At 63.3% G+C, this 20529-nt stretch carries 19 protein-coding genes; 17 read left to right on the top strand and 2 right to left on the bottom strand.

The window, feature by feature from the left end; all coding sequences use genetic code 11:
• The 17 genes from cobM (at window position 1) to J3351_RS06355 (ending at window position 16820) form a co-directional block, all read left to right on the top strand.
• Window positions 1-762: a precorrin-4 C(11)-methyltransferase gene (gene cobM / locus J3351_RS06435; protein WP_207697361.1), complete on the top strand. Its 762-nt coding sequence runs from the start codon at window positions 1-3 to the stop codon at window positions 760-762.
• Window positions 759-1757, top strand: a complete 999-nt coding sequence (locus J3351_RS06430) for a cobalamin biosynthesis protein (protein WP_207697360.1) — start codon at window positions 759-761, stop codon at window positions 1755-1757. Before cobM ends, J3351_RS06430 begins: the two co-directional genes overlap by 4 nt.
• Window positions 1750-2484, top strand: a complete 735-nt coding sequence (cobJ, locus tag J3351_RS06425; RefSeq protein WP_005935001.1) for a precorrin-3B C(17)-methyltransferase — start codon at window positions 1750-1752, stop codon at window positions 2482-2484. The genes J3351_RS06430 and cobJ overlap by 8 nt, the downstream gene beginning before the upstream one ends.
• Complete coding sequence (gene cobK, locus J3351_RS06420) at window positions 2481-3218, top strand: precorrin-6A reductase (protein ID WP_207697359.1); 738 nt, start codon at window positions 2481-2483, stop codon at window positions 3216-3218. Before cobJ ends, cobK begins: the two co-directional genes overlap by 4 nt.
• Window positions 3215-4417 (top strand): precorrin-6y C5,15-methyltransferase (decarboxylating) subunit CbiE, encoded by a 1203-nt coding sequence (gene cbiE, locus J3351_RS06415; protein ID WP_207684195.1) that lies wholly within the window; start codon window positions 3215-3217, stop codon window positions 4415-4417. The genes cobK and cbiE overlap by 4 nt, the downstream gene beginning before the upstream one ends.
• Window positions 4414-5799 (top strand): cobyrinate a,c-diamide synthase, encoded by a 1386-nt coding sequence (locus J3351_RS06410; RefSeq protein WP_207697358.1) that lies wholly within the window; start codon window positions 4414-4416, stop codon window positions 5797-5799. Before cbiE ends, J3351_RS06410 begins: the two co-directional genes overlap by 4 nt.
• Window positions 5796-6860: a nicotinate-nucleotide--dimethylbenzimidazole phosphoribosyltransferase gene (cobT, locus tag J3351_RS06405; protein ID WP_207697357.1), complete on the top strand. Its 1065-nt coding sequence runs from the start codon at window positions 5796-5798 to the stop codon at window positions 6858-6860. The genes J3351_RS06410 and cobT overlap by 4 nt, the downstream gene beginning before the upstream one ends.
• The gene (locus tag J3351_RS06400; RefSeq protein ID WP_207697356.1) at window positions 6854-7375 is read left to right on the top strand and encodes a bifunctional adenosylcobinamide kinase/adenosylcobinamide-phosphate guanylyltransferase; all 522 of its coding nucleotides are present in this window, start codon (window positions 6854-6856) and stop codon (window positions 7373-7375) included. Before cobT ends, J3351_RS06400 begins: the two co-directional genes overlap by 7 nt.
• Window positions 7372-8124, top strand: a complete 753-nt coding sequence (locus J3351_RS06395) for an adenosylcobinamide-GDP ribazoletransferase (protein ID WP_207697355.1) — start codon at window positions 7372-7374, stop codon at window positions 8122-8124. Before J3351_RS06400 ends, J3351_RS06395 begins: the two co-directional genes overlap by 4 nt.
• Window positions 8121-8438 carry a bifunctional adenosylcobinamide kinase/adenosylcobinamide-phosphate guanylyltransferase gene (locus tag J3351_RS06390; protein ID WP_005934987.1) on the top strand — a complete coding sequence of 106 codons (318 nt, stop codon included), beginning with the start codon at window positions 8121-8123 and terminating at the stop codon, window positions 8436-8438. The genes J3351_RS06395 and J3351_RS06390 overlap by 4 nt, the downstream gene beginning before the upstream one ends.
• Window positions 8432-9031, top strand: a complete 600-nt coding sequence (locus tag J3351_RS06385) for a histidine phosphatase family protein (protein WP_117505890.1) — start codon at window positions 8432-8434, stop codon at window positions 9029-9031. Before J3351_RS06390 ends, J3351_RS06385 begins: the two co-directional genes overlap by 7 nt.
• Window positions 9028-9978 (top strand): adenosylcobinamide-phosphate synthase CbiB, encoded by a 951-nt coding sequence (cbiB, locus tag J3351_RS06380; RefSeq protein ID WP_156182470.1) that lies wholly within the window; start codon window positions 9028-9030, stop codon window positions 9976-9978. Before J3351_RS06385 ends, cbiB begins: the two co-directional genes overlap by 4 nt.
• 97 nt (window positions 9979-10075) lie before the next feature.
• A complete protein-coding gene (locus tag J3351_RS06375; RefSeq protein WP_207697354.1) occupies window positions 10076-11125 on the top strand; it encodes a histidinol-phosphate transaminase in 1050 nt (349 codons plus the stop codon).
• The gene (locus J3351_RS06370) at window positions 11122-12624 is read left to right on the top strand and encodes a cobyric acid synthase (protein WP_207697353.1); all 1503 of its coding nucleotides are present in this window, start codon (window positions 11122-11124) and stop codon (window positions 12622-12624) included. Before J3351_RS06375 ends, J3351_RS06370 begins: the two co-directional genes overlap by 4 nt.
• Entirely contained in the window at window positions 12621-13292 is a 672-nt protein-coding gene (locus J3351_RS06365) for a precorrin-8X methylmutase (protein WP_207697352.1), read from the top strand. Before J3351_RS06370 ends, J3351_RS06365 begins: the two co-directional genes overlap by 4 nt.
• A 123-nt stretch (window positions 13293-13415) precedes the next feature.
• Window positions 13416-14786 (top strand): MATE family efflux transporter, encoded by a 1371-nt coding sequence (locus J3351_RS06360; protein WP_207697351.1) that lies wholly within the window; start codon window positions 13416-13418, stop codon window positions 14784-14786.
• A 186-nt stretch (window positions 14787-14972) separates the two neighbouring features.
• Complete coding sequence (locus J3351_RS06355) at window positions 14973-16820, top strand: HD-GYP domain-containing protein (RefSeq protein ID WP_207697350.1); 1848 nt, start codon at window positions 14973-14975, stop codon at window positions 16818-16820.
• Between the two features lie 134 nt (window positions 16821-16954).
• On the opposite strand, the gene pflA is transcribed toward J3351_RS06355, so the two are convergent.
• Window positions 16955-17710, bottom strand: coding sequence for a pyruvate formate-lyase-activating protein (gene pflA, locus J3351_RS06350; protein ID WP_097773391.1), 756 nt, complete (start codon window positions 17708-17710; stop codon window positions 16955-16957).
• Complete coding sequence (gene pflB, locus J3351_RS06345) at window positions 17697-19949, bottom strand: formate C-acetyltransferase (RefSeq protein ID WP_207697349.1); 2253 nt, start codon at window positions 19947-19949, stop codon at window positions 17697-17699. Before pflB ends, pflA begins: the two co-directional genes overlap by 14 nt.
• Between the last annotated feature and the right edge of the window lie 580 nt (window positions 19950-20529).

Here is a 20529-nt window from a genome sequence, read left to right as displayed (position 1 = left end):
ATGGTACATTTTGTAGGCGCAGGCCCCGGCGCACCTGACCTCATCACCCGGCGGGGGGCGGCCCTGCTGCAGGAAGCCGACTGCATCATTTATGCGGGCAGTCTGGTCAACCCGGCTCTGCTGGGGCTGGCGAAGCCGGAGTGCGCCGTTTACAACAGCGCCGAGATGACGCTGGAACAGGTGCTGGACGTGATGCACCGGGTGGAAGCCGCAGGCGGGACCACCGTGCGGCTCCACACCGGCGACCCCTGCCTGTATGGGGCCATCCGGGAGCAGATGGATGCACTGGATGCGGATGGCATCCCCTACGATGATACCCCCGGCGTGTCCAGCTTTTGCGGGGCGGCGGCGGCGCTGAACGCCGAGTACACTCTGCCCACCATCAGCCAGACCGTGATCATTACCCGGATGGAGGGGCGCACCCCGGTGCCGGAAAAGGAGAAGCTGGCCAGCCTTGCCGCCCATGGGGCAACCATGGTGATCTTCCTCTCCGTCGGCCTCATCGACAAGGTGCAGCAGGCCCTGCTGGCAGGCGGAGCCTACACGCCGGAGACTCCTGCCGCCGTGGTCTACAAGGCCAGCTGGCCGGAGCAGAAGGTGGTGCGCTGCACCGTGGGCACGCTGGCCGGGAGCACCCGCGCCAACGGCATCACCAAGACGGCGCTCATCGTGGTGGGGGATTTTCTGGGCACCCGGTATGAGCGGAGCAAGCTCTACGACCCAACCTTTACGACGGAGTTCCGCAAGGGGGCAGACCAGTGACCCGCGCCTATCTTGCCTTTACGGAAAAAGGGCTGGCGCTGGCCCAAAAGCTGGCCAGTGACCTGCCCGGCACTGTGGCCCGCTGCGGCCATGGCGGGCCCGGCCTTGCCGACTGGACCGCAGAGCAGTTCGCCCATGCGGATGCCCTGATCTTTGTGGGGGCTGTGGGCATAGCGGTGCGGGCCATTGCGCCCCACTGCCGGAACAAGGCGGTGGACCCTGCCGTGGTGGTGCTGGACGAGTGCGGCCATTTTGCGGTGCCGATCCTTTCGGGCCATCTGGGCGGGGCCAACGATCTGGCTCGGGCGCTGGCGGCGGTCTGCGGTGCGGTGCCGGTCATTACCACGGCCACCGATGCCAACGGGGTGTTTGCCGTAGATGCGTGGGCCAGGCACCAGAACTGCGCCGTGCTGGAGCCGGGGCGCATCAAGCGCGTCAGCAGCAGACTGCTGGCGGGCGGGCCGGTGCGGTACCGCTCGGAATTCCCCATTGCCGGGCAGGCCCCTGCCGGGGTGATCCCGGCGGGGGAGGCAGAGCGCGCCGACTTTGCCCTGACCCTTTTCCCGGCGGGCGATGCGCTGCACCTGATCCCGAAGATCGGTGTGCTGGGCATCGGGTGCAGGCGGGAGACCAGCGCCGCACAGCTGGAAGCGGCCTTTGCACAGTTCTGCGCGGCCCACGGCCTTGCAGCAGTGTGCATCACGGCGGCAGCCAGCATCGACCTGAAAGCCCATGAGCCGGGCCTGCTGGAATTTTGCAGAATCCACGGCTGGCCGGTGCAGTTTTATTCTGCCGCACAGCTGCAGAACGCCCCCGGGCAGTTCACACCTTCGGCCTTTGTCCGGAGCGTGACCGGTGTGGACAATGTCTGCGAGCGGGCGGCGGTGCTGGCGGCAGGCGGCACGATCATTCTTCCCAAACAGGCGGGCTACGGCGTGACCTTTGCGCTGGCGCTTCGTCCCTTTGCCCCGGATTGGAGGTGGCAGGATGCCTAATGTTGTTTTTGTTGTCGGGCTTGGGCCCGGGGATCCCCGGTTTCTGACCGCACAGGCGCAGAGCGCCTTAACGCAAGCCGAGGTGCTGTGCGGCTATACGGTCTATCTGGATCTGGTGCGCCCCTACTTCCCGGACAAGCTCTATTATTCCACCGGCATGACCAAGGAGATCGACCGCTGCCGCTGGGCGCTGGAAACGGCCCGGAGCGGCAGGGCGGTGGCGCTGGTCTGCTCGGGAGATGCCGGGGTCTACGGCATGGCAAGCCCTCTGCTGGAGCTGGCCGAGCACTTCCCGGACGTGACGGTGGAGGTGGTGCCCGGCCTGACCGCCGCCCTGAGCGGCGGTGCGGTGCTGGGTGCCCCGCTGGCCCACGATTTCTGTGTGCTCTCCCTCTCTGACCGGCTCACGCCGTGGGAGGTCATTGAGCGGCGGCTGGCGGCGGCAGCCATGGGGGATTTCTGCATCGCGCTGTACAACCCCTCCTCCAAGGGACGGCCGGACTATCTGGCGCGGGCGGTGCGCATCCTGCTGGCAAACGGCAAAGCACCCGGAACGGTCTGCGGCATCGTGCGGAACATTGGCCGGGAGGGGCAGGAAAGCCGCGTTCTGACGCTGGCTGCGCTGGAAACCACCCCGGTGGATATGTTCACCACCGTATTTGTCGGCAACGCCCAGACCCGCCAGCTGAGCGGGCGGATGGTCACGCCGCGGGGGTACCGCGCATGAGGGCCGTAATATTCAGCGGCACCACCGAGGGCCGTGTGTTTTCGAAGCAGTTGGCCGCACTGGGGGCCGAGGTACTGGTCAGCGTGGCCACCCCGCTGGGGGCCGAGGAACAGGGCGAAAGGTCCGGCATCACCGTCCACTGCGGGCGGCTGACCCCGGAGGAGATGACCGCCCTGCTGCAGGGGGCTGACCTTTGCGTGGATGCGACCCATCCCTATGCCGTGGAGGCCACCCGGAACATCCGGGCAGCCTGCAAAACAGCAGGCACGGAGTACCGCCGCCTGCTCCGGCCCGAAAGCCCGCTGCCCGCCGGGAGCATGGTGTTTGCCTCTGCGGCCCATGCGGCGGGATTTCTGGCCCGGACGCAGGGAAATGTCCTGCTTGCCACCGGGGCCAAGGAGCTTTCTGCCTTTGCTGTGCTGGAACCGGCACGGCTTTTTCCCCGTGTCCTGCCCACCCGGGAGGGCATTGCCGCCTGCGAGGGGGCAGATATCCCCCATAAGAACATCATCGCCATGCAGGGGCCGTTCTCCTATGCGCTGAACCGGGCGCTGATAGAGCAGTTTGCCATCCGCTTCCTCGTTACCAAAGATGGCGGTGCGGCGGGCGGCTTTGAAGAAAAAGCCCGGGCAGCGCAGGACACCGGGGCACAGCTCATCGTCATCCGCCGCCCGGCCGAGCAGGGCGAAACGGCGGAACAGATCCTGACACATTGTAAGGAGATGCTGCAATGATCACACTCATCGGGATGGGGTCGGGCACGCCGGAAAGCCTGACCGCGCAGGGCCTTGCCGCTCTGCAGAACGCCGGACTGATCCTGGGGGCAAAGCGCCTGCTGGAACAGCTGCCGCAGGGCTGTACGGAACATCGGAAGGCCCTGTATCAGCCTGAGGATGTCCTTGCCGCGCTGGCGGCTGACCCGGAGGTGGATGCTGCCCTTGTGTACAGCGGCGACACCGGGTTTTACTCCGGTGCGGCCCAGCTGCTGCCGATGCTGCGGGCCTTTGGCATCTCCTGCCGGGTGCTGCCGGGGCTTTCCAGCGTTCAGCTGCTGGCCGCTGCGGTGGGCCGCTCCTGGCAGGAGTGGAAGCTGGTCTCGGCCCACGGCTGTGCCTGCGACCCGGTGGCCGAGTGCCTGACGGCTGGGGGAAAGCCTGTGTTTTTCCTGACCGGCGGGGCAGAAACGCCTGCCTCCCTCTGCGGCCGATTGGCTGCTGCCGGGCTGGGCGATGCCCATGTGCTGGTGGGCGAAGAGCTGGGCCGGGCAGAGGAAAAGATCCTGTTCGGCACGGCGCAGGAGTTTGCGCAAAAGCAGTTTGCAAGCCTGAGCGTTCTGCTTGTGGAGCATCTTCCTCAGCCGCCCCGGCGGGTGCCCGGCTTCCCGGATGAAGCCTTCCACAGGGGAGAGGTGCCCATGACCAAGCAGGAGGTGCGGGCGGCGGCGCTGGCCAAGCTGGCCGTGCAGCCTGCCGATACTCTGTGGGATGTGGGGGCGGGCACCGGCAGCGTGAGCGTGGAGCTGGCACTGGCTGCACCCCGGGGGCATGTGTATGCCGTGGAGTGTGACCCGGAGGCCTGCGGGCTCATCCGGCAGAACCGGGAAACATTCCACGCCTGCAACCTGACACTGGTGGAGGGCCGCGCACCCGCCGCGCTGGCTGACCTGCCCGCCCCGGATGCCGTGTTCATCGGCGGGACCAAGGGGGGCATGGAGGCTGTGGTGGACACGGTGCTTGCCCGGAATCCGAACGCCCGCATCTGCATCTCTGCCATTGCGCTGGAAACGCTGAGCGCCGCCGTGGCCGCACTGACTGCCCACGGCCTTGCTGCGGAGGTAACGCAGATCGCGGTCAGCCGCACCCGGCCTGCGGGCAGGCTCCACCTGCTGATGGCCAATAACCCCATCTTCCTTATCACAGGAGAACGCAAATGATCCAATTTCTTGTGGCCGCGCCCTGTTCCGGCAGCGGCAAAACCACACTGACCTGCGCCCTGCTGGCGGCGCTCAAGCGGCGGGGGCAGGACCCCTGCTCCTTCAAGAGCGGGCCGGACTATATCGACCCCATGTTTCACCGGGCCGTGCTGGGGGTGGAGAGCCACAACCTCGACCTGTTTTTCTCTGCGCCGGAGACGGTGCGCGCGCTCTATGCGCAGGCCACCGCCGGGCACGGGGCAGCTGTGTGCGAGGGTGCCATGGGCTTTTACGATGGACTGGGCGGCGTGAGTGATACCGCCAGTGCCTGGCATCTGGCCGATACGCTGGGCCTGCCGGTGCTTCTGGTGGTCCAGCCCAGAGGGGCCAGCCTGACACTGGCGGCCCAGATCAACGGGCTGAAACAGTTCCGCACCCCCAGCCATCTGGCGGGCATCCTGCTCAATGACTGTGCCCCCCATCTGTATGCTCTGCTGGCTCCCATGCTGGAACGGGAGACCGGCCTGCCGGTGCTGGGCTATCTGCCCCACCTGCCGGATGCCGCCCTTGAGAGCCGCCACTTAGGCCTGAAAACTGCCGGGGAGATCGCGGACTTACAGCAGAAGATCAGCCGGATGGCCGATGCGCTGGTGGTGGATTGGGAGAAGCTTTTTGCCCTGACCGAAGGCGCAGCGCCTTTGGCGTACACCGACAGGTTCCCCCCTGCGGGAGAGCTGCCGCCCCAAGGAGGAGAGGAACAGCGCCCCCGCGTTCCCATTGCCGTTGCAAGGGATGCGGCGTTTTGCTTCACCTACGCCGAAACGCTGGAAGCACTGGAGCGGGCGGGGGCGGAGCTCTGCTGGTTCAGCCCCCTGCAGGACCCCGCCCTGCCGGAGCAGATCGGCGGGCTCTATCTGCCCGGCGGCTACCCGGAGCTGTATGCCGGGCAGTTGAGTGCGAACCGCTCCATGCTGGCCTCTGTGCGCCGGGCTGTGGAGCGCGGTCTGCCCACGGTGGCCGAGTGCGGGGGCTTTCTCTATCTGGGCCAGAGCCTGGAGGATGCCAACGGGGAACGCTGGCCCATGGCAGGTGTCCTGCCGGGGCAGGGCTTCCGGGTGGGGCGGCTGGTGCGGTTCGGATACGCAACATTGACTGCCCACGCCGACAGTATGCTGTTCCGCGCCGGGGAGCATCTGCCGGTGCACGAGTTCCACCACTGGGATTCCACAGACAACGGCACCGGCTTTACCGCCGCAAAGCCAAACGGGAAGCAATGGGACTGCGGCTTTGCAAACGAGCATTTCTATGCGGGCTTCCCGCATTTGTATTGGGCGGGCACGGCCCTGCCCCGGCGGTTCGTGGATGCCGCCGCACACTATCATCAAGAGGAACAGGACCAATGACAGAGCTTGAACTGAAACAGCTTCTTTCCAGGATCACCCGGCCGGACGAGACCGCCCGCACCGCCGCCCACACTCACTGGGCCAGCCTGGCCAAGCCGCTGGGCGGGCTGGGCAGGCTGGAGACCATGCTGGAGGATGCCGCCGCCCTGACCGGCACGGCAGAGCTGGCGTTTTCCCGCCGGGCCGTGCTGGTGCTCTGCGCCGACAACGGCGTGGTGGCGCAGGGCGTGAGCCAGACAGACCAGAGCGTGACCCGGGCCGTGGCCGAGAACCTTGCCGCCCGGCGCACCAGTGTCTGCCAGATGGCAAAAACGGCCCGCTGCGAAGTGGTGCCTGTGGACCTTGGCATGGCCGGGGAGCCGGTGCCCGGGGTGCAGAACTGCCGCATTGCCGCCGGGACGGCGGATTTCACCACCGGCCCTGCCATGACCCGCCAGCAGGCGGTGGATGCCATTGCGGCGGGCATCGGGCTTGTCCGGGCGCAGAAGGCGGCAGGGGTGCAGCTGCTGGCCACGGGGGAGATGGGCATTGGCAACACCACCACCTCCAGCGCCGTGGCTGCGGTTCTGCTGGGTCAGCCCGTGGAGCGGATGACAGGCCGTGGTGCGGGCCTTTCCGACGCAGGGCTTGCCCGCAAGCTGGATGCCATCCGGCGGGGCATTGCGCGGAATCAGCCCGATGCCGCCGACCCGCTGGACGTGCTCTCCAAGCTGGGCGGGTTCGACATCGCCGGGCTGTGCGGTGTTTTTCTGGGCGGCGCGCTGGAAGGCCTGCCCGTGCTGATGGATGGCTTCATCAGCGGGGTGGCGGCGCTGTGCGCGGTGCGGCTCTGCCCCGCCGCGGAAAAGGCCGTGTTTGCCAGCCACTGCTCCACCGAACCGGCAGCAAGGCTGGTGCTGGAAGCGCTGGGCAAAGCGCCCCTGCTCACCGCCGGGCTCCATCTCGGCGAGGGCACCGGAGCGGTGGCAAGCATCCCGCTGTGGGATATGGCGCTGGCCGTTTACTGCGATTGCTATTCCTTCACGGAGGGCGGTATCACGCCGTACACCCCCCAATGCTGACGCTGGTATTGGGCGGTGCCGCCAGCGGCAAGAGCGGGTATGCCGAGAGCCTGGTGCTGAAAACCGCGCTCCCACGCTATTACATCGCCACCATGCAGGTGTGGGATGCCGAGTGTGCCGCCCGGGTGGAAAAGCACCGGAGGATGCGGGCAGCAAAGCAGTTTGAGACCGTGGAGTGCCCCCTGCAGCTGGAGAACATCCATCTGCCTGCCCGGGGAACTGCGCTGTTGGAGGATCTGGGCAACCTGACCGCCAACGAGCTCTACGACCCCGCCGGGGCGGGAGAAAATGCCGCTTCGGCCATTTTGGAAGGACTGGACCAATTGGCCGGACAATGCGCGCACCTCATCGTGGTCTCCAACGAGGTATTCAGCGGCGGTGCCGACTATGCAGGCGACACCGGGCGCTACCTGAAAGCGCTGGCGCAGGTGAACAATGCCCTTGCCGCCCGGGCTGACCATGTGGTGCGGGTGGTGTGCGGCATCCCGGTCTATTATAAAGGAGTGGAAAAATGATTGGATTGCAGACCATTGCAGTGGCCTTTGCCATGTTTTCGGCCCTGCCGGTGCCGCAGTTCGCGTGGAACCAGAAAAACATGCGGTATGCCATGTGTGCCTTCCCGCTCATCGGGGTGGTCATTGGCGGGCTGTGGTGCCTGTGCGGCGCTCTGCCCCTGCCGATGCCCGCAAAAGCGGCGGGGTTCTGCCTGATCCCGGTCTGGGTCACGGGCGGCATCCACCTGGATGGCTATGCCGACACCTGTGATGCCCTTTCCAGCTATGGCGACCGGGAAAAGAAGCTGGAGATCCTCAAAGACCCCCACTGCGGTGCCTTTGCGGTGATCCGGCTGTGCAGTTATTTTGCGGCCTACCTTGCCCTTTGCGCCTGCGTGGACTTTACGCCCCGGGTGGGCCTTTGCTGGATACTGGCCCTTGTGCTGGAACGGGCCCTTTCGGGCCTGGCCGTGGCATCGTTCCCGATGGCAAAGAACACCGGCCTTGCCCACACCTTTGCCACGGCGGCGGATCGAACTACTGTCCGCCGGGTGCTGATGGTGCTGGCCGCTCTGCTCAGCGCCGCCCTGCTGGCACTGGGCGGCTGGGCGCTGGTGCTGGCGGCGTTGCTGGTGTTTGCACGCTATCATGTTGTTTCAAACAAGCAGTTTGGCGGCATCACCGGCGATCTGGCCGGGTGGTTTTTGCAAAAAGCCGAGCTGTGGATGCTGGCGGCGCTGTGTGCCTGCCAGTGGGGAGGACTGTTATGATCTTTATCACCGGGCCGCTGTACAGCGGCAAGCGCACCTTTGCCCAGCGCCTGCCCGGCACCCGCATTGCGGAGGTGCAGGCCCTGGCCGCAGAGGCTGAGGATCTGGAAAAGCTTGCGGAGGAGCTCTCCGCTTATGATATCGTGATGGCCACCGAGGTGGGCGGCGGCGTGGTGCCCATGGACGCAGGGGAGCGGGCCGCACGGGAAGCCGCCGGGCGGCTGGCCTGCCTGCTGGCGGCCCGGGCCGGGTGCGTGGTGCAGATGTTCTGCGGCATCCCTACAGTATTGAAAGGAGAACTGCCCCCATGCTGATCTATCTTCTGCGCCATGGCCTGACGGCCTACAACGCCGAAAAGCGCTATCAGGGCCAGCGGGATATCCCCCTGTGCCCCGCAGGCCGCGCCCAGCTGCGGCAGGCTGACCTCCGGCCGGAAACGGTCTATATCACCCCGCTCTGCCGCACCCGGCAGACCGCGGAGGTGCTCTTCCCGGGTGCAAGGCTCGTGGAGGTGAAAGACCTGCAGGAGATGTGCTTCGGCAGCTTTGAGGGCCGCAATTTCATTGAGATGGAGCACGACCCGGATTATCTGGCCTGGGTGAACGCCAACTGCGAAAGCCCCTGCCCGGACGGCGAGACCAAGGCTGTTTTTTCGGAGCGGGTGTGCAGGGCCTTTGCCGCACTGGTGGACAAGGCCCTTGCCGATGGGGAAGAGACACTGGTCATTCTGGCCCACGGTGGCACCCAGATGGCTGCCATGGAGCGCTACGCCCTGCCCCATGCGGATTATTACCACTGGTGCGCCCCCAACGCGGGCGGTTACGTTCTGGATGCAGGAGATTGGGCGGAGCAGCGGGTGCTGCACCTGCTGAAGACTGTGCAGTACACAAAGGAGGATGCCCGATGATCGAATACGCAGTGCTCGGCGGTTTTGTGCTGGACTGTCTCTTTGGCGACCCGGCTTGGCTGCCCCACCCGGTGGTGTACATGGGCAAGGCCATCTCGGCGCTGGAAAAGCGCCTGCGGGCCCGTCTGCCCAAAACGCCTCAGGGGGAACTGCTGGGCGGTGCCATTGTGGCGTTCTGCCTGCCGGTGGGCACCTTTCTGCTGACGAGCCTTGTCTGCCTGGGGGCTGCCCGCATCAGCCCGTGGCTGGGGCTGGCCGTCCAGATGTTCTGGTGCGGGCAGGCACTGGCCGCAAAGGGGCTGGCGCAGGAGAGCACCAATGTTTACCGGGAACTGGTCAAGCCCGACCTGCCTGCCGCCCGCAGGGCGGTCAGCCGCATCGTGGGGCGGGACACCCAGGATCTGACGCTGGAGGGGGTGACCAGGGCTGCTGTGGAGACGGTGGCCGAAAACGCCAGCGACGGCGTGATCGCGCCCCTGCTCTATATGCTCATCGGCGGAGCACCGCTGGCCCTGACCTACAAGGCCATCAACACGATGGACAGTATGCTGGGCTACAAAAACGAAAAATACCTCTACTTTGGCCGCATCCCGGCCAAGCTGGACGATGCGGCAAATTACCTTCCCAGCCGCCTTGCCGCCCTGCTGTGGGTGGCTGCCGCGGCCTTTACGCACAATGACGCAAAAGGGGCGTGGAAGATCTGGCGGCGGGACCGCCGGAACCACGCCAGCCCCAACAGCGCCCAGACCGAGAGCGCCTGCGCCGGTGCGCTGGGGGTGCAGCTGGCCGGGCCCGCCTATTACTTTGGCGAATACTACGCCAAGCCCACCATCGGTGATCCGCTGCGTCCCATTGAACCGGAGGATATCCTGCGTGCCAACCAGATGATGTACGTGGCAAGCGCTTTTGCACTGGCGTGGGGCGTGGCAATCCGGGCTATTTTGTAACGACCTCACCCTCTCAGTCATGCCTTGCATGACAGCTCCCCCAAAGGGGGGAGCCAAGGACTGGGATCCAGAACCATCCAGGAAAAGGAGAACGAACATGCAACTAGTACATGGCGGCGATTGGGCCGGTTACCGGGCCGAGTTCGGGCGAGATGCGCTGGATTTTTCGGCCAACGTCAGCCCGCTGGGCCTGCCGGAAGGGGTGACCCGGGCCATCACGGCGGCATTGCCCACGGCCGACCGCTACCCCGACCCCCTGTGCCGGGAACTGCGGGCAAAGCTGGCGCTCCATGAGGGCGTGCCGGCGGAGCAGATCCTCTGCGGCAATGGGGCGGCAGACCTCATCTTCCGGCTGGTCTGGGCCAGAAAGCCTCGCCGGGCGCTGGTCACCGCTCCCACCTTTGCGGAGTATGCCACTGCTTTGGAAAGTGTCGGCTGCACGGTGGAACGCTTCTTTTTGCGGGAGCAGGAGGACTTTGCGGTCACGGATGCGTTCTGTGCGGCCATCCGCCCGGGAGTGGATATGGTGTTCCTCTGCCAGCCCAACAACCCCACCGGCCAGCTGACGGCCCTGCCGCTGGTGGAACAGATCCTCCACCGCTGCGCGGCGTGCGGCACCCTGCTGGTGGTGGACGAATGCTTCCTTGATTTCCTGCCCGACCATGCCCTGCACACGGCAAAAGGCCTGCTGGGGGAGGGAGATCTGGTCATCCTGAAAGCCTTCACCAAGCTTTACGGCATGGCGGGCGTGCGGCTGGGCTATGCCCTGAGTGCCGACACGGCGCTGCTGGAACAGATGCAGGCCTGCGGCCAGCCCTGGGGCGTGTCCAGTCTGGCGCAGGCGGCGGGCCTTGCCGCGCTGGAGGAGACAGCGTATGTGGAAAAGGTCCGGGCCCTCGTTGCCGAACAGCGGCCCCGCCTAACGGCCGGGCTGCGGGCGCTGGGCCTGCGGGTGCTGGACGGCAGGGCAAATTACCTGCTGTTTCAGGCCCCGGAGACGCTGGGAGAAGCCTTGCGGCAAAGGGGCGCTGTGCTGCGCAGCTGTGCGAACTACCCCGGGCTGGGCCCCGGCTGGTACCGCACCGCCGTGCGCACCGGGCCTGAAAACGAACAGCTTTTGAAACTTCTTGCGGAGGTGCTGGAATGAGCAAGGCAAAGTGCATCATGGTGCAGGGAACCATGAGCGGTGCAGGCAAAAGCCTGCTGTGCGCCGCCCTCTGCCGCATTTTTGCGCAGGACGGTTACCGCGTGGCTCCCTTCAAGAGCCAGAACATGGCGCTGAACAGCTTTGTCACCCGGGATGGGCTGGAAATGGGCCGGGCACAGGTGGTGCAGGCGCAGGCCGCAGGCATCGAGCCGGATGTGCGGATGAACCCCATCCTGCTCAAGCCCAGCAGTGACGTGGGCAGTCAGGTCATCGTGAACGGTGAGGTGCGGGGCCAGATGCCCGCCGCCGCCTACTTCAAAATGAAAAGAGCGCTCATCCCGGAGATCCTCTCAGCCTACGACAGTCTGGCCGAAACCGTGGACATCATCGTCATTGAGGGGGCCGGAAGCCCGGCGGAGATCAACCTGAAGGCAGACGATATCGTCAACATGGGCCTTGCCCGGCTGGTGGATGCCCCCGTTCTGCTGGCGGGAGACATCGACCGGGGCGGTGTGTTCGCCCAGCTGTACGGTACGGTGGCGCTGCTGGAGCCAGAGGAGCGCGCCCGCATCAAGGGGCTGCTTATCAATAAATTCCGCGGCGATGTGGAGATCCTGCGCCCCGGCCTTGCTATGCTGGAAGAGAAAACGCAGCTGCCGGTGCTGGGAGTCGTGCCCTACCTGAAGGTGGACATTGAGGACGAGGATTCTCTTTCCACCCGGCTGGATGCGGGCAGAACGGTCCACCCGCTGGATGCGGCCATCCTCCGCCTGCCGCACATCTCCAACTTTACCGATTTCATGCCGCTGGAGCAGCACCCGCTGCTGGGTGTGCGGTATGTGCAGAATACCCGCCAGCTGGGCACACCGGATCTCATCATCCTGCCCGGCACCAAGAACACGGTGGATGACCTGCTCTGGCTGCGGCAGTCCGGGCTGGAAGCAGCCCTATTGAAGCTGGCGGCCAGCGGCACGCCGGTGCTGGGGGTCTGCGGCGGGTATCAGATGCTGGGTGAGACGCTTGCCGACCCTGAGGGCACGGAGAGCGGTACGGCGCAGACCGTGCGGGGGCTGGGGCTGCTGCCCACCCGCACGGTCTTTACCGGCCAGAAGCACCGCACCCAGGACACTGCCGCCGTGACCGCCGCCCCCTTTGGGGGCGCGGCCCTGACCGGATATCAGATCCACACCGGCCGCACCGAGGTGCAGGGTGTGCCCTTCTGCACACTGGCAGACGGCACACCCGAGGGCTGCGTGCAGGACAATGTGTTCGGCACCTACCTGCACGGCCTGTTTGATACCGGTGAACTCACCGAGAAGCTGGTGGCCCTGCTCTGCCAGCGCAAGGGCATTGCGCCGGACAGTGCCGCCCTCATCCCGATGGAGCAGTACCGCCAGCAGCAGTTTGACCTGCTGGCCGATGGCGTGCGCGGCGCGCTGGATCTGGATGCCGTTTACGCGGCCATGGGGTTGGAGAACCCGCGGAGGAATGCACAATGATCCCACAACATCATCTGCCCGCCGACATTGAGCGGACAAGCCTTTCCATCATCACGGCAGAGCTGGAAGTGTTGGGCCTGACCCCGCCGCCCGAGACTGCCGCTGTGGTCAAGCGGGTCATCCACACCACCGCCGACTTTGACTATGCGAAAAATCTGCGCTTTACGCCGGGGGCTGTGGCGGCAGGTGTGGCCGCCCTGCGGGCCGGGACCCCTATCATCACCGATACCAACATGGCACTTTCGGGCATTTCCAAGCCTGCCCTTGCCCGGCTGGGCGGCAGTGCCCTCTGCTACATGGCGGACCCTGAGGTGACGCGGATCGCAGCCGAGACCGGAACCACCCGGGCAGTGGCCTCCATGCACCGTGCGGCGCAGGAGCACCCCGGGGCCATCCTTGCGGTGGGCAATGCTCCCACCGCCCTGCTGACCATTGTGGAAGAGATCGAGGCCGGGCTGCGGCCTGCCCTGGTCATCGCCGTGCCGGTGGGGTTTGTGAATGTGGTGGAAAGCAAGGAAGCGCTGTTTGCCGCCTGTGCAGCCCACGGCGTGCCTGCCATCGCGGCCATGGGCCGCAAAGGCGGAAGCACCGTGGCCGCCGCAGTCTGCAACGCCCTGGTCTACTCTGCCGCCGAGATGCTGGACCCAGCGGCAAGAGGGTGGAAATAGGGCGGAACCGGTGAAAACGTCCCTTTTTACGCTTTTGCTTGACTTTTTGGCAGAAACAAGGTATCGTTTATCTGTATGACGATTGATATATGAGTTGAAGCTTTGCGTGAAAAAGGAAACATTATGGCACAGACGATTTTAGAAGAAAAGAAAAAATCACGGCTGATGACAGAGGGCAGCATCTGGAAGAGCATTCTGCTCTTCTCGGTGCCGCTGATCCTGGGCAACATGCTGCAGCAGCTGTACAACACAGCCGATTCCATCATCGTGGGCAACTTTGTGGGCAGCAACGCGCTGGCAGCCGTCGGCTCCAGCGGTTCGCCCATCTTCCTGCTCATCGGGTTCAGCCAGGGTATTGCCGTGGGTGCCGGTGTCGTGGTGTCCCAGTTTCTGGGAGCCAAGGACAGGGAGGGCGCGCACACTGCGGTGCACACCTCGCTGGCCCTTTCGGCCATTCTGGGTGCGATCCTGACCGTGTGCGGCATTGCCGTCAGCCGTGCCCTGCTCACCGCCATGAACACCCCCGCAGAGGTGCTGGAGGATGCGGTGCTCTATATGCGGCTCTATTTTGGCGGCGTGCTGTTCAGCGTGGTGTATAACATGGCGGCCGGTATCCTGAACGCCGCCGGCAACTCCAAGCGGAGCCTGCTTTACCTGGGCGTTGCCTCCATCACCAACATCGTCCTCGACCTTGTTCTGATTGCCGGATGCAAGATGGGCGTGGCCGGTGCGGCCATTGCCACCGATATCAGCCAGCTGGTGTCCTGTGTACTCTCCCTGCGCTTTCTGATGCGGGTGGAGGACGATTACCGCGTGACGGCAAAGGAAGTGCGCGTGCACAAAAAGATGGCGGTCCGCATCATCAAGGTGGGCCTGCCCACCGGCATCCAGAATATGGTCATCTCCCTTTCCAATGTGCTGGTGCAGGTCAGCGTCAACGGCTATGGTGCCGCTGCCATGGCAGGCTTTGCCGCCTATATGAAGGTGGATGGCTTTAACATTCTGCCTGTGCTGAGCTTCAGCATGGCGGCCACCACCTTTGTGGGCCAGAACTTTGGTGCGGGCAAAATCGACCGTGTCAAAAAGGGCACCTTTGTCACCCTGGGCATGTGCATCGTTTACACCATCGTGACCGGCATCCTGCTGCTCGTCTTCCAGGATTCCATCATGCACCTGTTCACCGGCGATGAAACGGTCATTGCCTACGGCAAGATCTGTATGCTCTATTTCTGCCCCTTCTACTGGATGCTGGGCATCCTGCAGGGCCTTGCCGGTACGGTGCGCGGCACCGGCAAGAGCGTGCCGCCCATGGTGGTGCTGCTGATCTCCCTGTGCCTGTTCCGCATCGTCTGGATCCAGTTTGTCCTGCTCCTGTTTGCAGGCATTGAGGGTGTGCTGCTGGTCTACCCGGTGTCCTGGGCTGTGGGTGCAGTGCTGATGGTGCTCTACGCCTGGAAGGGCAAATGGATGCAGCTGCCGGAAGCAATTTCGTAAATCAAGCGCACCCGATCCCCCGGTAAAAGTGCGTTTTATACAAAAAATAACGTATGAATGCGTAAAAATATTCGGGGGGGGGGGCTAAAAAATCTGCGAAAATCAGTTGATTTCTGCCGAAAAATACCGTATACTGAATTATAGTTTCAAATCGAACGACGGACTTCGACAAAAGGGGCTGATAAGATGGAGTGCACACAGGCAGAGGCCTTTGAACAGTATATTCGGGATCTGCGCGTTGTGCGCTCGATCTCCCGGCCCAGCTTTCCGGAGGGCAAAGCTCCCGCTGCCGTGCTGGAAGAGATCCAGACCAACGCGCTGAGATGCAACACCCTGATGCGGCAGAATGAGGCACTGCTGGCGCAGTTTGTCTACGACCGCGACCCTGCCTCCCTGACCGAAACGGATATCCAGGGACTGAGTGCCTTTGCAGGCAGGCTGTTCAACTACGCGAACAGCGAGGATGTGGGCGTGGCGTTCAAGGTGCATCAGCTGCTGCTGGCAGCGGCCCGCAGCCGGAAAGACGTGCCCATGATCGTCAGAGAGCTGTACTACACAGGCATCACCCTGCATTATATGAACGTCCGGGATGAGGGAACTGGCATCAACCTGTTGGGAGATGCGATCCAGGTCTATTTTACGGAAGCTGCTGAATACATGTCACGGTATGAACAGCTGGACAGGAATACCCGGCAGTATCTCATCCGCTGTGTGGGCAACACCCGGCTGGGGATGTCCCGCGGCACCCATGCGGAAAGCTGCCGGTATCTGGAGCGGTTCAGCCGCGCAATGGAGGTCATCCAGTCTGCGCATTACCATGCACTGGACCCGGAGTTCCCTTGGGAAAGCTACATCTATTCCATGCACATGGACCGCATGACCCTGCTGACCCACCTGCGGCAGGAGGAGGATCCCGAGGTGGCGCGGCAGGTGCTGGAATCGGCGGAATACATCTGGGGGCACAAGAAGAAGTACAAGGGTCAGGATGCGCGCCTGCAGAACTGGCGGGTGCCCTATTTTTACGCTGCTGCCCGCTACCATGCCGGGGTGGGCAGCCTGGAAGACGTGGTCAAGATCCTTCTGGAATCGGCGGGAAGCGTGGCGCAGGATGATTATTCTGCCGAGGCCATCAACCGGAAGCTGGTTCTGGCGGCCTATCTTTCGGTCTATGCAGAACGTCTGGACGAGGCGGGAGCACAGAGATATCGTGCAACCGTGGAGCAGGTACGCCGTTCTGCGGATCAGTATCTGGAACAGATGCCGGCCAGCCAGTATCCCCGTGTGGTAAACTCTGCTGCTTGGGAGTTGAGCAAGATCAACACCAGCTCAGATGAAACGGCGAACCGCCGGATGCTGGGCAGTATCCTGGCCGGGCACAAGCCGACCTATGTCCACTCGCTGATGGTGGCAGAGCTGACCCGTGCCCTGCTGCAGCGGCAGATCGAGACACGGCCCGAAACACTGGTGGGCCTGCTGGGCTGCAGGAGCGCGGCCGAGGTGCAGGCCCGGCGGGAAGAGCTCTGCCAGACGGCCTATGAGTGCGGCCTGTACCACGACCTTGGCAAGTGTGCCGTTCTGATGTACATCGACAACAACGCCCGCCGCCTGCTGGATGAGGAATTTTTCTGCATCCAGAGCCACCCAAGGACCGGCGCTGACATTCTGAATAGAATGGGCTGCGGAAGAACGCTGGCCCTGGCGGCGCTCTATCACCACTGCTATTACAACGGCAAAGGCGGCTATCCCAATGATGTACCCTCCTGCCCGCCGGAGATCAAGGGAATCGTGGATGCGCTGAGCGTGGCAGACTCGCTGGATGCCGCCACCGATAATATCGGTCGGTGCTACAACCTTGCCAAGCCCTTCCGCACGCTGCTGGAAGAGCTGCGGGCCCAGAGCGGCACCCGCTATGCGCCCAATGTGGTCGCCCTGTTCGAGGATGAGCGTTTCTGCCAGCAGCTGGCAGAGAACACGGATGCCGAGCGCAAAAGGGTGTATCTGCAGGTGTATCACGCCGGAAGTGAAGAAAAATAAACGACCCTCTCTATCATTGCTTCGCAGTGCCACCTCCCACAAAAGGGAGCGGGCATACGTCAGCGTGATAGAGAGGGTCATTCTTTTTGTTTAAGTCAGGATGAAGCTTTCCCAGTCTACCCTGCCGGTGCAGTTCAGCCGGGGTACTTAGCCACTTCCAACAATTCCTCCGCCCGGCGGACCTGTTCCGCCGTGGGGGGAACAGCATCGGGCAGGGGATAGGAGATGCCCAGCTTCTGCCACTTGAACAGCCCCAGCGTGTGGTAGGGGAGCACCTCCACCCGCTGCACCGTTTTCAGGCTGCGGATGAAATCTGCGGTCCTGCGCAGGCCCTCCTCGTCATCGGTGAGGCCGGGCACCAGCACATGCCGGATCCAGAGCGGAACGCCCAGATCAGAGATGTGCCGTGCCATGGCTAAGATGTTGGCATTGTCCCGGCCGGTAAGCTGACGGTGCTTCTCCGGGTCGATCTCCTTGAGATCCAGGATCACCAGACTGGTGGAAGCCATCAGGGTATCGAAGGCGGCCAGGTAGGCGGGGTCATCGGGCTGGAACGGCTGACCGGCCGTGTCCAGCGCGGTGTGCACCCCCTTGGCGCGCGCCAGCTGGAAGAATTTTGTCAAGAAGTCCATCTGCCGCAGCGGCTCGCCGCCGCTGACGGTGATGCCGCCCTTCTTGCCCCAGTAATTGCGGTAGCGCCAGACGTGCTGGAACAGCTTCTCCGGAGACCATTCCGTGCCGCCCTCAGCGCTCCACGTTTCGGGGTTGTGGCAGTATTTGCAGCGCAGGGCACAGCCCTGCAGAAAGACAACGAACCGGACACCCGGCCCGTCCACCGAGCCGAAGCTTTCCAGCGAGTGGACGAGACCGACAGGGTCACAGTGCGGCATGGCAGGTACGGGAGATCACGTCCATCTGCTGCTCGCGGGTCAGGTCGATGAACTTGACCGCATAGCCGGAGACGCGGATGGTGAAGTTGGCGTATTCTTCCTTTTCGGGGTGCTCCATGGCATCCAGCAGCTTCTCCTTGCCGAACACATTCACGTTCAGGTGGTGTGCACCCTGATCGAAGTAGCCGTCCAGCACCTGCACCAGGTTCTCCTTGCGCTCCTCCTCGCTGTGGCCCAGAGCCTCGGGGTTGATGGTCTGGGTGTTGGAGATGCCGTCCAGAGCCCAGTGGTAGGGCAGCTTGGCAACAGAGTTCAGGGAAGCCAGCAGGCCGTTCTGCTCCGCACCGTAGCTGGGGTTTGCACCGGGTGCAAAGGGGGTAAAGGCGGCACGGCCATCGGGCAGAGCACCGGTGTACTTGCCGTACACCACGTTGGAGGTGATGGTCAGGATGGAGGTGGTAGCCTCGGAGTTGCGGTAGGTGTGGCGCTTCTTGATCATCTCCAGGAAGGTGCGCAGCAGCCACACGCCGATCTCATCGGCACGGTCGTCATCGTTGCCGTACTTGGGGAAGTCGCCCTCCACCTCATAGCCGGTGGCCAGGCCGGTCTCATCGCGCACGACCTTGACCTTGGCGTACTTGATGGCGCTCAGGGAGTCGATGACGTGGGAGAAGCCTGCAATGCCGGTGGCAAAGGTGCGGCGCACATCGGTGTCGATCAGGGCCATTTCGGCTTCCTCGTAGTAGTACTTGTCGTGCATATACTGGATCAGGTTCAGCACGTTGACGTACAGGCCGGCCAGCCAGTCCAGCATCTGAACATATTTGGGCAGGACCTCGTCATAGTTCAGGTACTCGCTGGTGATGGGGGCATAGTTGGGGCCGCACTGCTCGTGGCTCTTCTCGTCCACGCCGCCGTTGATGGCGTACAGCAGGCACTTTGCCAGGTTGGCGCGGGCACCAAAGAACTGCATCTCCTTGCCGGTCTGGGTGGCAGACACGCAGCAGCAGATGGAGTAATCGTCGCCCCAAACGGGCTTCATCACATCGTCGTTCTCGTACTGAACAGAGCTGGTGTTGATGGACACCTTGGCGGCGTACTTCTTGAAGTTCTCAGGCAGGGCAGAGGAGTACAGAACGGTCAGGTTCGGCTCCGGTGCAGGGCCCATGTTCTCCAGAGTGTGCAGGAAGCGGTAGCAGTTCTTGGTGACCATGCTGCGGCCGTCCATGCCGATGCCGCCCACTTCCAGGGTGGCCCACACGGGGTCGCCGGAGAACAGCTGGTTGTAGCTGGGGATGCGGGCAAACTTGACCATGCGGAACTTCATCACCATGTGGTCGATCAGCTCCTGAGCCTGGCTCTCGGTCAGGGTGCCGTTCTCCAGATCGCGCTGGATGTAGATATCCAGGAAGGTGGAGATGCGGCCCACGCTCATGGCAGCGCCGTTCTGGGTCTTGATGGCGGCCAGGTAGCCGAAGTACAGCCACTGGCAGGCTTCCTTGGCGTTCTTAGCGGGCTGGGAGATATCGCAGCCGTAGGCCTCGGCCATCTTCTTCATGCCCTTCAGGGCGCTGATCTGGCGTGCGATCTCCTCACGCAGGCGGATCACGTCATCGGTCATGGTGCCGTCGCCGCAGTTGGCGAAATCTTCCTGCTTGAACTTGATCAGGGCATCGATGCCGTACAGGGCCACGCGGCGGTAGTCGCCCACGATGCGGCCGCGGCCGTAGGTGTCGGGCAGGCCGGTGATGATGTGGGTGTGGCGGGCAGCCTTCATCTCAGGGGTGTAGGCATCGAACACAGCCTGGTTGTGGGTGCGGGTATAGTCGGTAAAGATCTTGTGCAGCTCCTCGCTGGGCTGATAGCCGTAGGTGGTGCAGGCCTGCTCTGCCATCTTGATGCCGCCGTAGGGCATGAATGCACGCTTCAGGGGCTTGTCGGTCTGCAGGCCGACGATCTGCTCCAGATCCTTCAGGGTCTCGTCGATATAGCCGGGGCCGTAAGCGGTCAGGCTGCTGACGACTTCGGTCTCCATGTCCAGCACGCCGCCCTTGGCGCGCTCTTCCTTCTGCAGCTTCTGCAGGGCACCCCACAGCTTATCGGTCGCCTCGGTGGGGCCAGCCAGAAAGCTTTCGTCGCCGTCGTACGGGGTGTAGTTCTTCTGGATGAAGTCGCGGACATTGACTTCCTCTTTCCAGATGCGGCCCTCAAAGCCTTCCCACTGTTCAAAATTGATCATTGGAACCTCCTTGCTCCATTCCATGCGCAGGTTAGCGCATTCTAACTATTGAGCCTTTGAAAAACCGCACTGCATAGGCGGCTTTCTGGGGGCGAAACGGTCTTGGAACTGCCGTCTGCGGCAGTTCCAACTACAAGGTGTAGACAAAAATGAAAGCTTGCCCACAAAATCTTGCGTTACTATAATAACAAGAACCGCTTTAAAAAGCAATAGAAAACAAGTGGGTTTTCTTCCAAAGCAAGGGGGATTCTTTGGGCAGAATGTAGAAAAAAAGCTAAAACCCCGGCGACACACACCTTTTTCGGGAAAAAATGCAAATTGAGGGTTGACAAGACTAACCATCTATGGTATCCTGTTCTCGCAGTGACGGTTAGCTAACTCTAACCACGATGCACCAAAAAACGGAGTGTCTGCAAGCGCTCCGTTCCATTCCTCCATTCCATACTCTCTTTTTCTTGGCAGGATGCAGCATTCTGGTTTGCTCTGCATCCGCTGCGCGGCACACAGGGCTCTGGTACGGCACTGTGCGCAGATGAAAACAAAAACGGGACACTCAGCTTGACCACCTGAGTGCCCCGAT

The sequence above is a fragment of the Faecalibacterium sp. Marseille-Q0746 genome, from assembly GCF_017377595.1.
GTDB lineage: Bacteria > Bacillota > Clostridia > Oscillospirales > Ruminococcaceae > Faecalibacterium > Faecalibacterium duncaniae.
The sequence above is the reverse complement of the archived record's forward strand: the minus strand, read 5'-3'. Positions and strand labels throughout refer to the sequence as shown.

What these genes read in the sequence shown, in the direction of transcription:
- cobM (WP_207697361.1), top strand. Translation starts at nt 1, where the DNA reads ATGGTACATTTTGTAGGCGCAGGCCCCGGCGCACCTGACCTCATCACC.
- cobJ (WP_005935001.1), top strand. Translation starts at nt 1,750, where the DNA reads ATGCCTAATGTTGTTTTTGTTGTCGGGCTTGGGCCCGGGGATCCCCGG.
- cobK (WP_207697359.1), top strand. Translation starts at nt 2,481, where the DNA reads ATGAGGGCCGTAATATTCAGCGGCACCACCGAGGGCCGTGTGTTTTCG.
- cbiE (WP_207684195.1), top strand. Translation starts at nt 3,215, where the DNA reads ATGATCACACTCATCGGGATGGGGTCGGGCACGCCGGAAAGCCTGACC.
- J3351_RS06410 (WP_207697358.1), top strand. Translation starts at nt 4,414, where the DNA reads ATGATCCAATTTCTTGTGGCCGCGCCCTGTTCCGGCAGCGGCAAAACC.
- cobT (WP_207697357.1), top strand. Translation starts at nt 5,796, where the DNA reads ATGACAGAGCTTGAACTGAAACAGCTTCTTTCCAGGATCACCCGGCCG.
- J3351_RS06400 (WP_207697356.1), top strand. Translation starts at nt 6,854, where the DNA reads ATGCTGACGCTGGTATTGGGCGGTGCCGCCAGCGGCAAGAGCGGGTAT.
- J3351_RS06395 (WP_207697355.1), top strand. Translation starts at nt 7,372, where the DNA reads ATGATTGGATTGCAGACCATTGCAGTGGCCTTTGCCATGTTTTCGGCC.
- J3351_RS06390 (WP_005934987.1), top strand. Translation starts at nt 8,121, where the DNA reads ATGATCTTTATCACCGGGCCGCTGTACAGCGGCAAGCGCACCTTTGCC.
- J3351_RS06385 (WP_117505890.1), top strand. Translation starts at nt 8,432, where the DNA reads ATGCTGATCTATCTTCTGCGCCATGGCCTGACGGCCTACAACGCCGAA.
- cbiB (WP_156182470.1), top strand. Translation starts at nt 9,028, where the DNA reads ATGATCGAATACGCAGTGCTCGGCGGTTTTGTGCTGGACTGTCTCTTT.
- J3351_RS06375 (WP_207697354.1), top strand. Translation starts at nt 10,076, where the DNA reads ATGCAACTAGTACATGGCGGCGATTGGGCCGGTTACCGGGCCGAGTTC.
- J3351_RS06370 (WP_207697353.1), top strand. Translation starts at nt 11,122, where the DNA reads ATGAGCAAGGCAAAGTGCATCATGGTGCAGGGAACCATGAGCGGTGCA.
- J3351_RS06365 (WP_207697352.1), top strand. Translation starts at nt 12,621, where the DNA reads ATGATCCCACAACATCATCTGCCCGCCGACATTGAGCGGACAAGCCTT.
- J3351_RS06360 (WP_207697351.1), top strand. Translation starts at nt 13,416, where the DNA reads ATGGCACAGACGATTTTAGAAGAAAAGAAAAAATCACGGCTGATGACA.
- J3351_RS06355 (WP_207697350.1), top strand. Translation starts at nt 14,973, where the DNA reads ATGGAGTGCACACAGGCAGAGGCCTTTGAACAGTATATTCGGGATCTG.
- pflA (WP_097773391.1), bottom strand. Translation starts at nt 17,710, where the DNA reads ATGCCGCACTGTGACCCTGTCGGTCTCGTCCACTCGCTGGAAAGCTTC.
- pflB (WP_207697349.1), bottom strand. Translation starts at nt 19,949, where the DNA reads ATGATCAATTTTGAACAGTGGGAAGGCTTTGAGGGCCGCATCTGGAAA.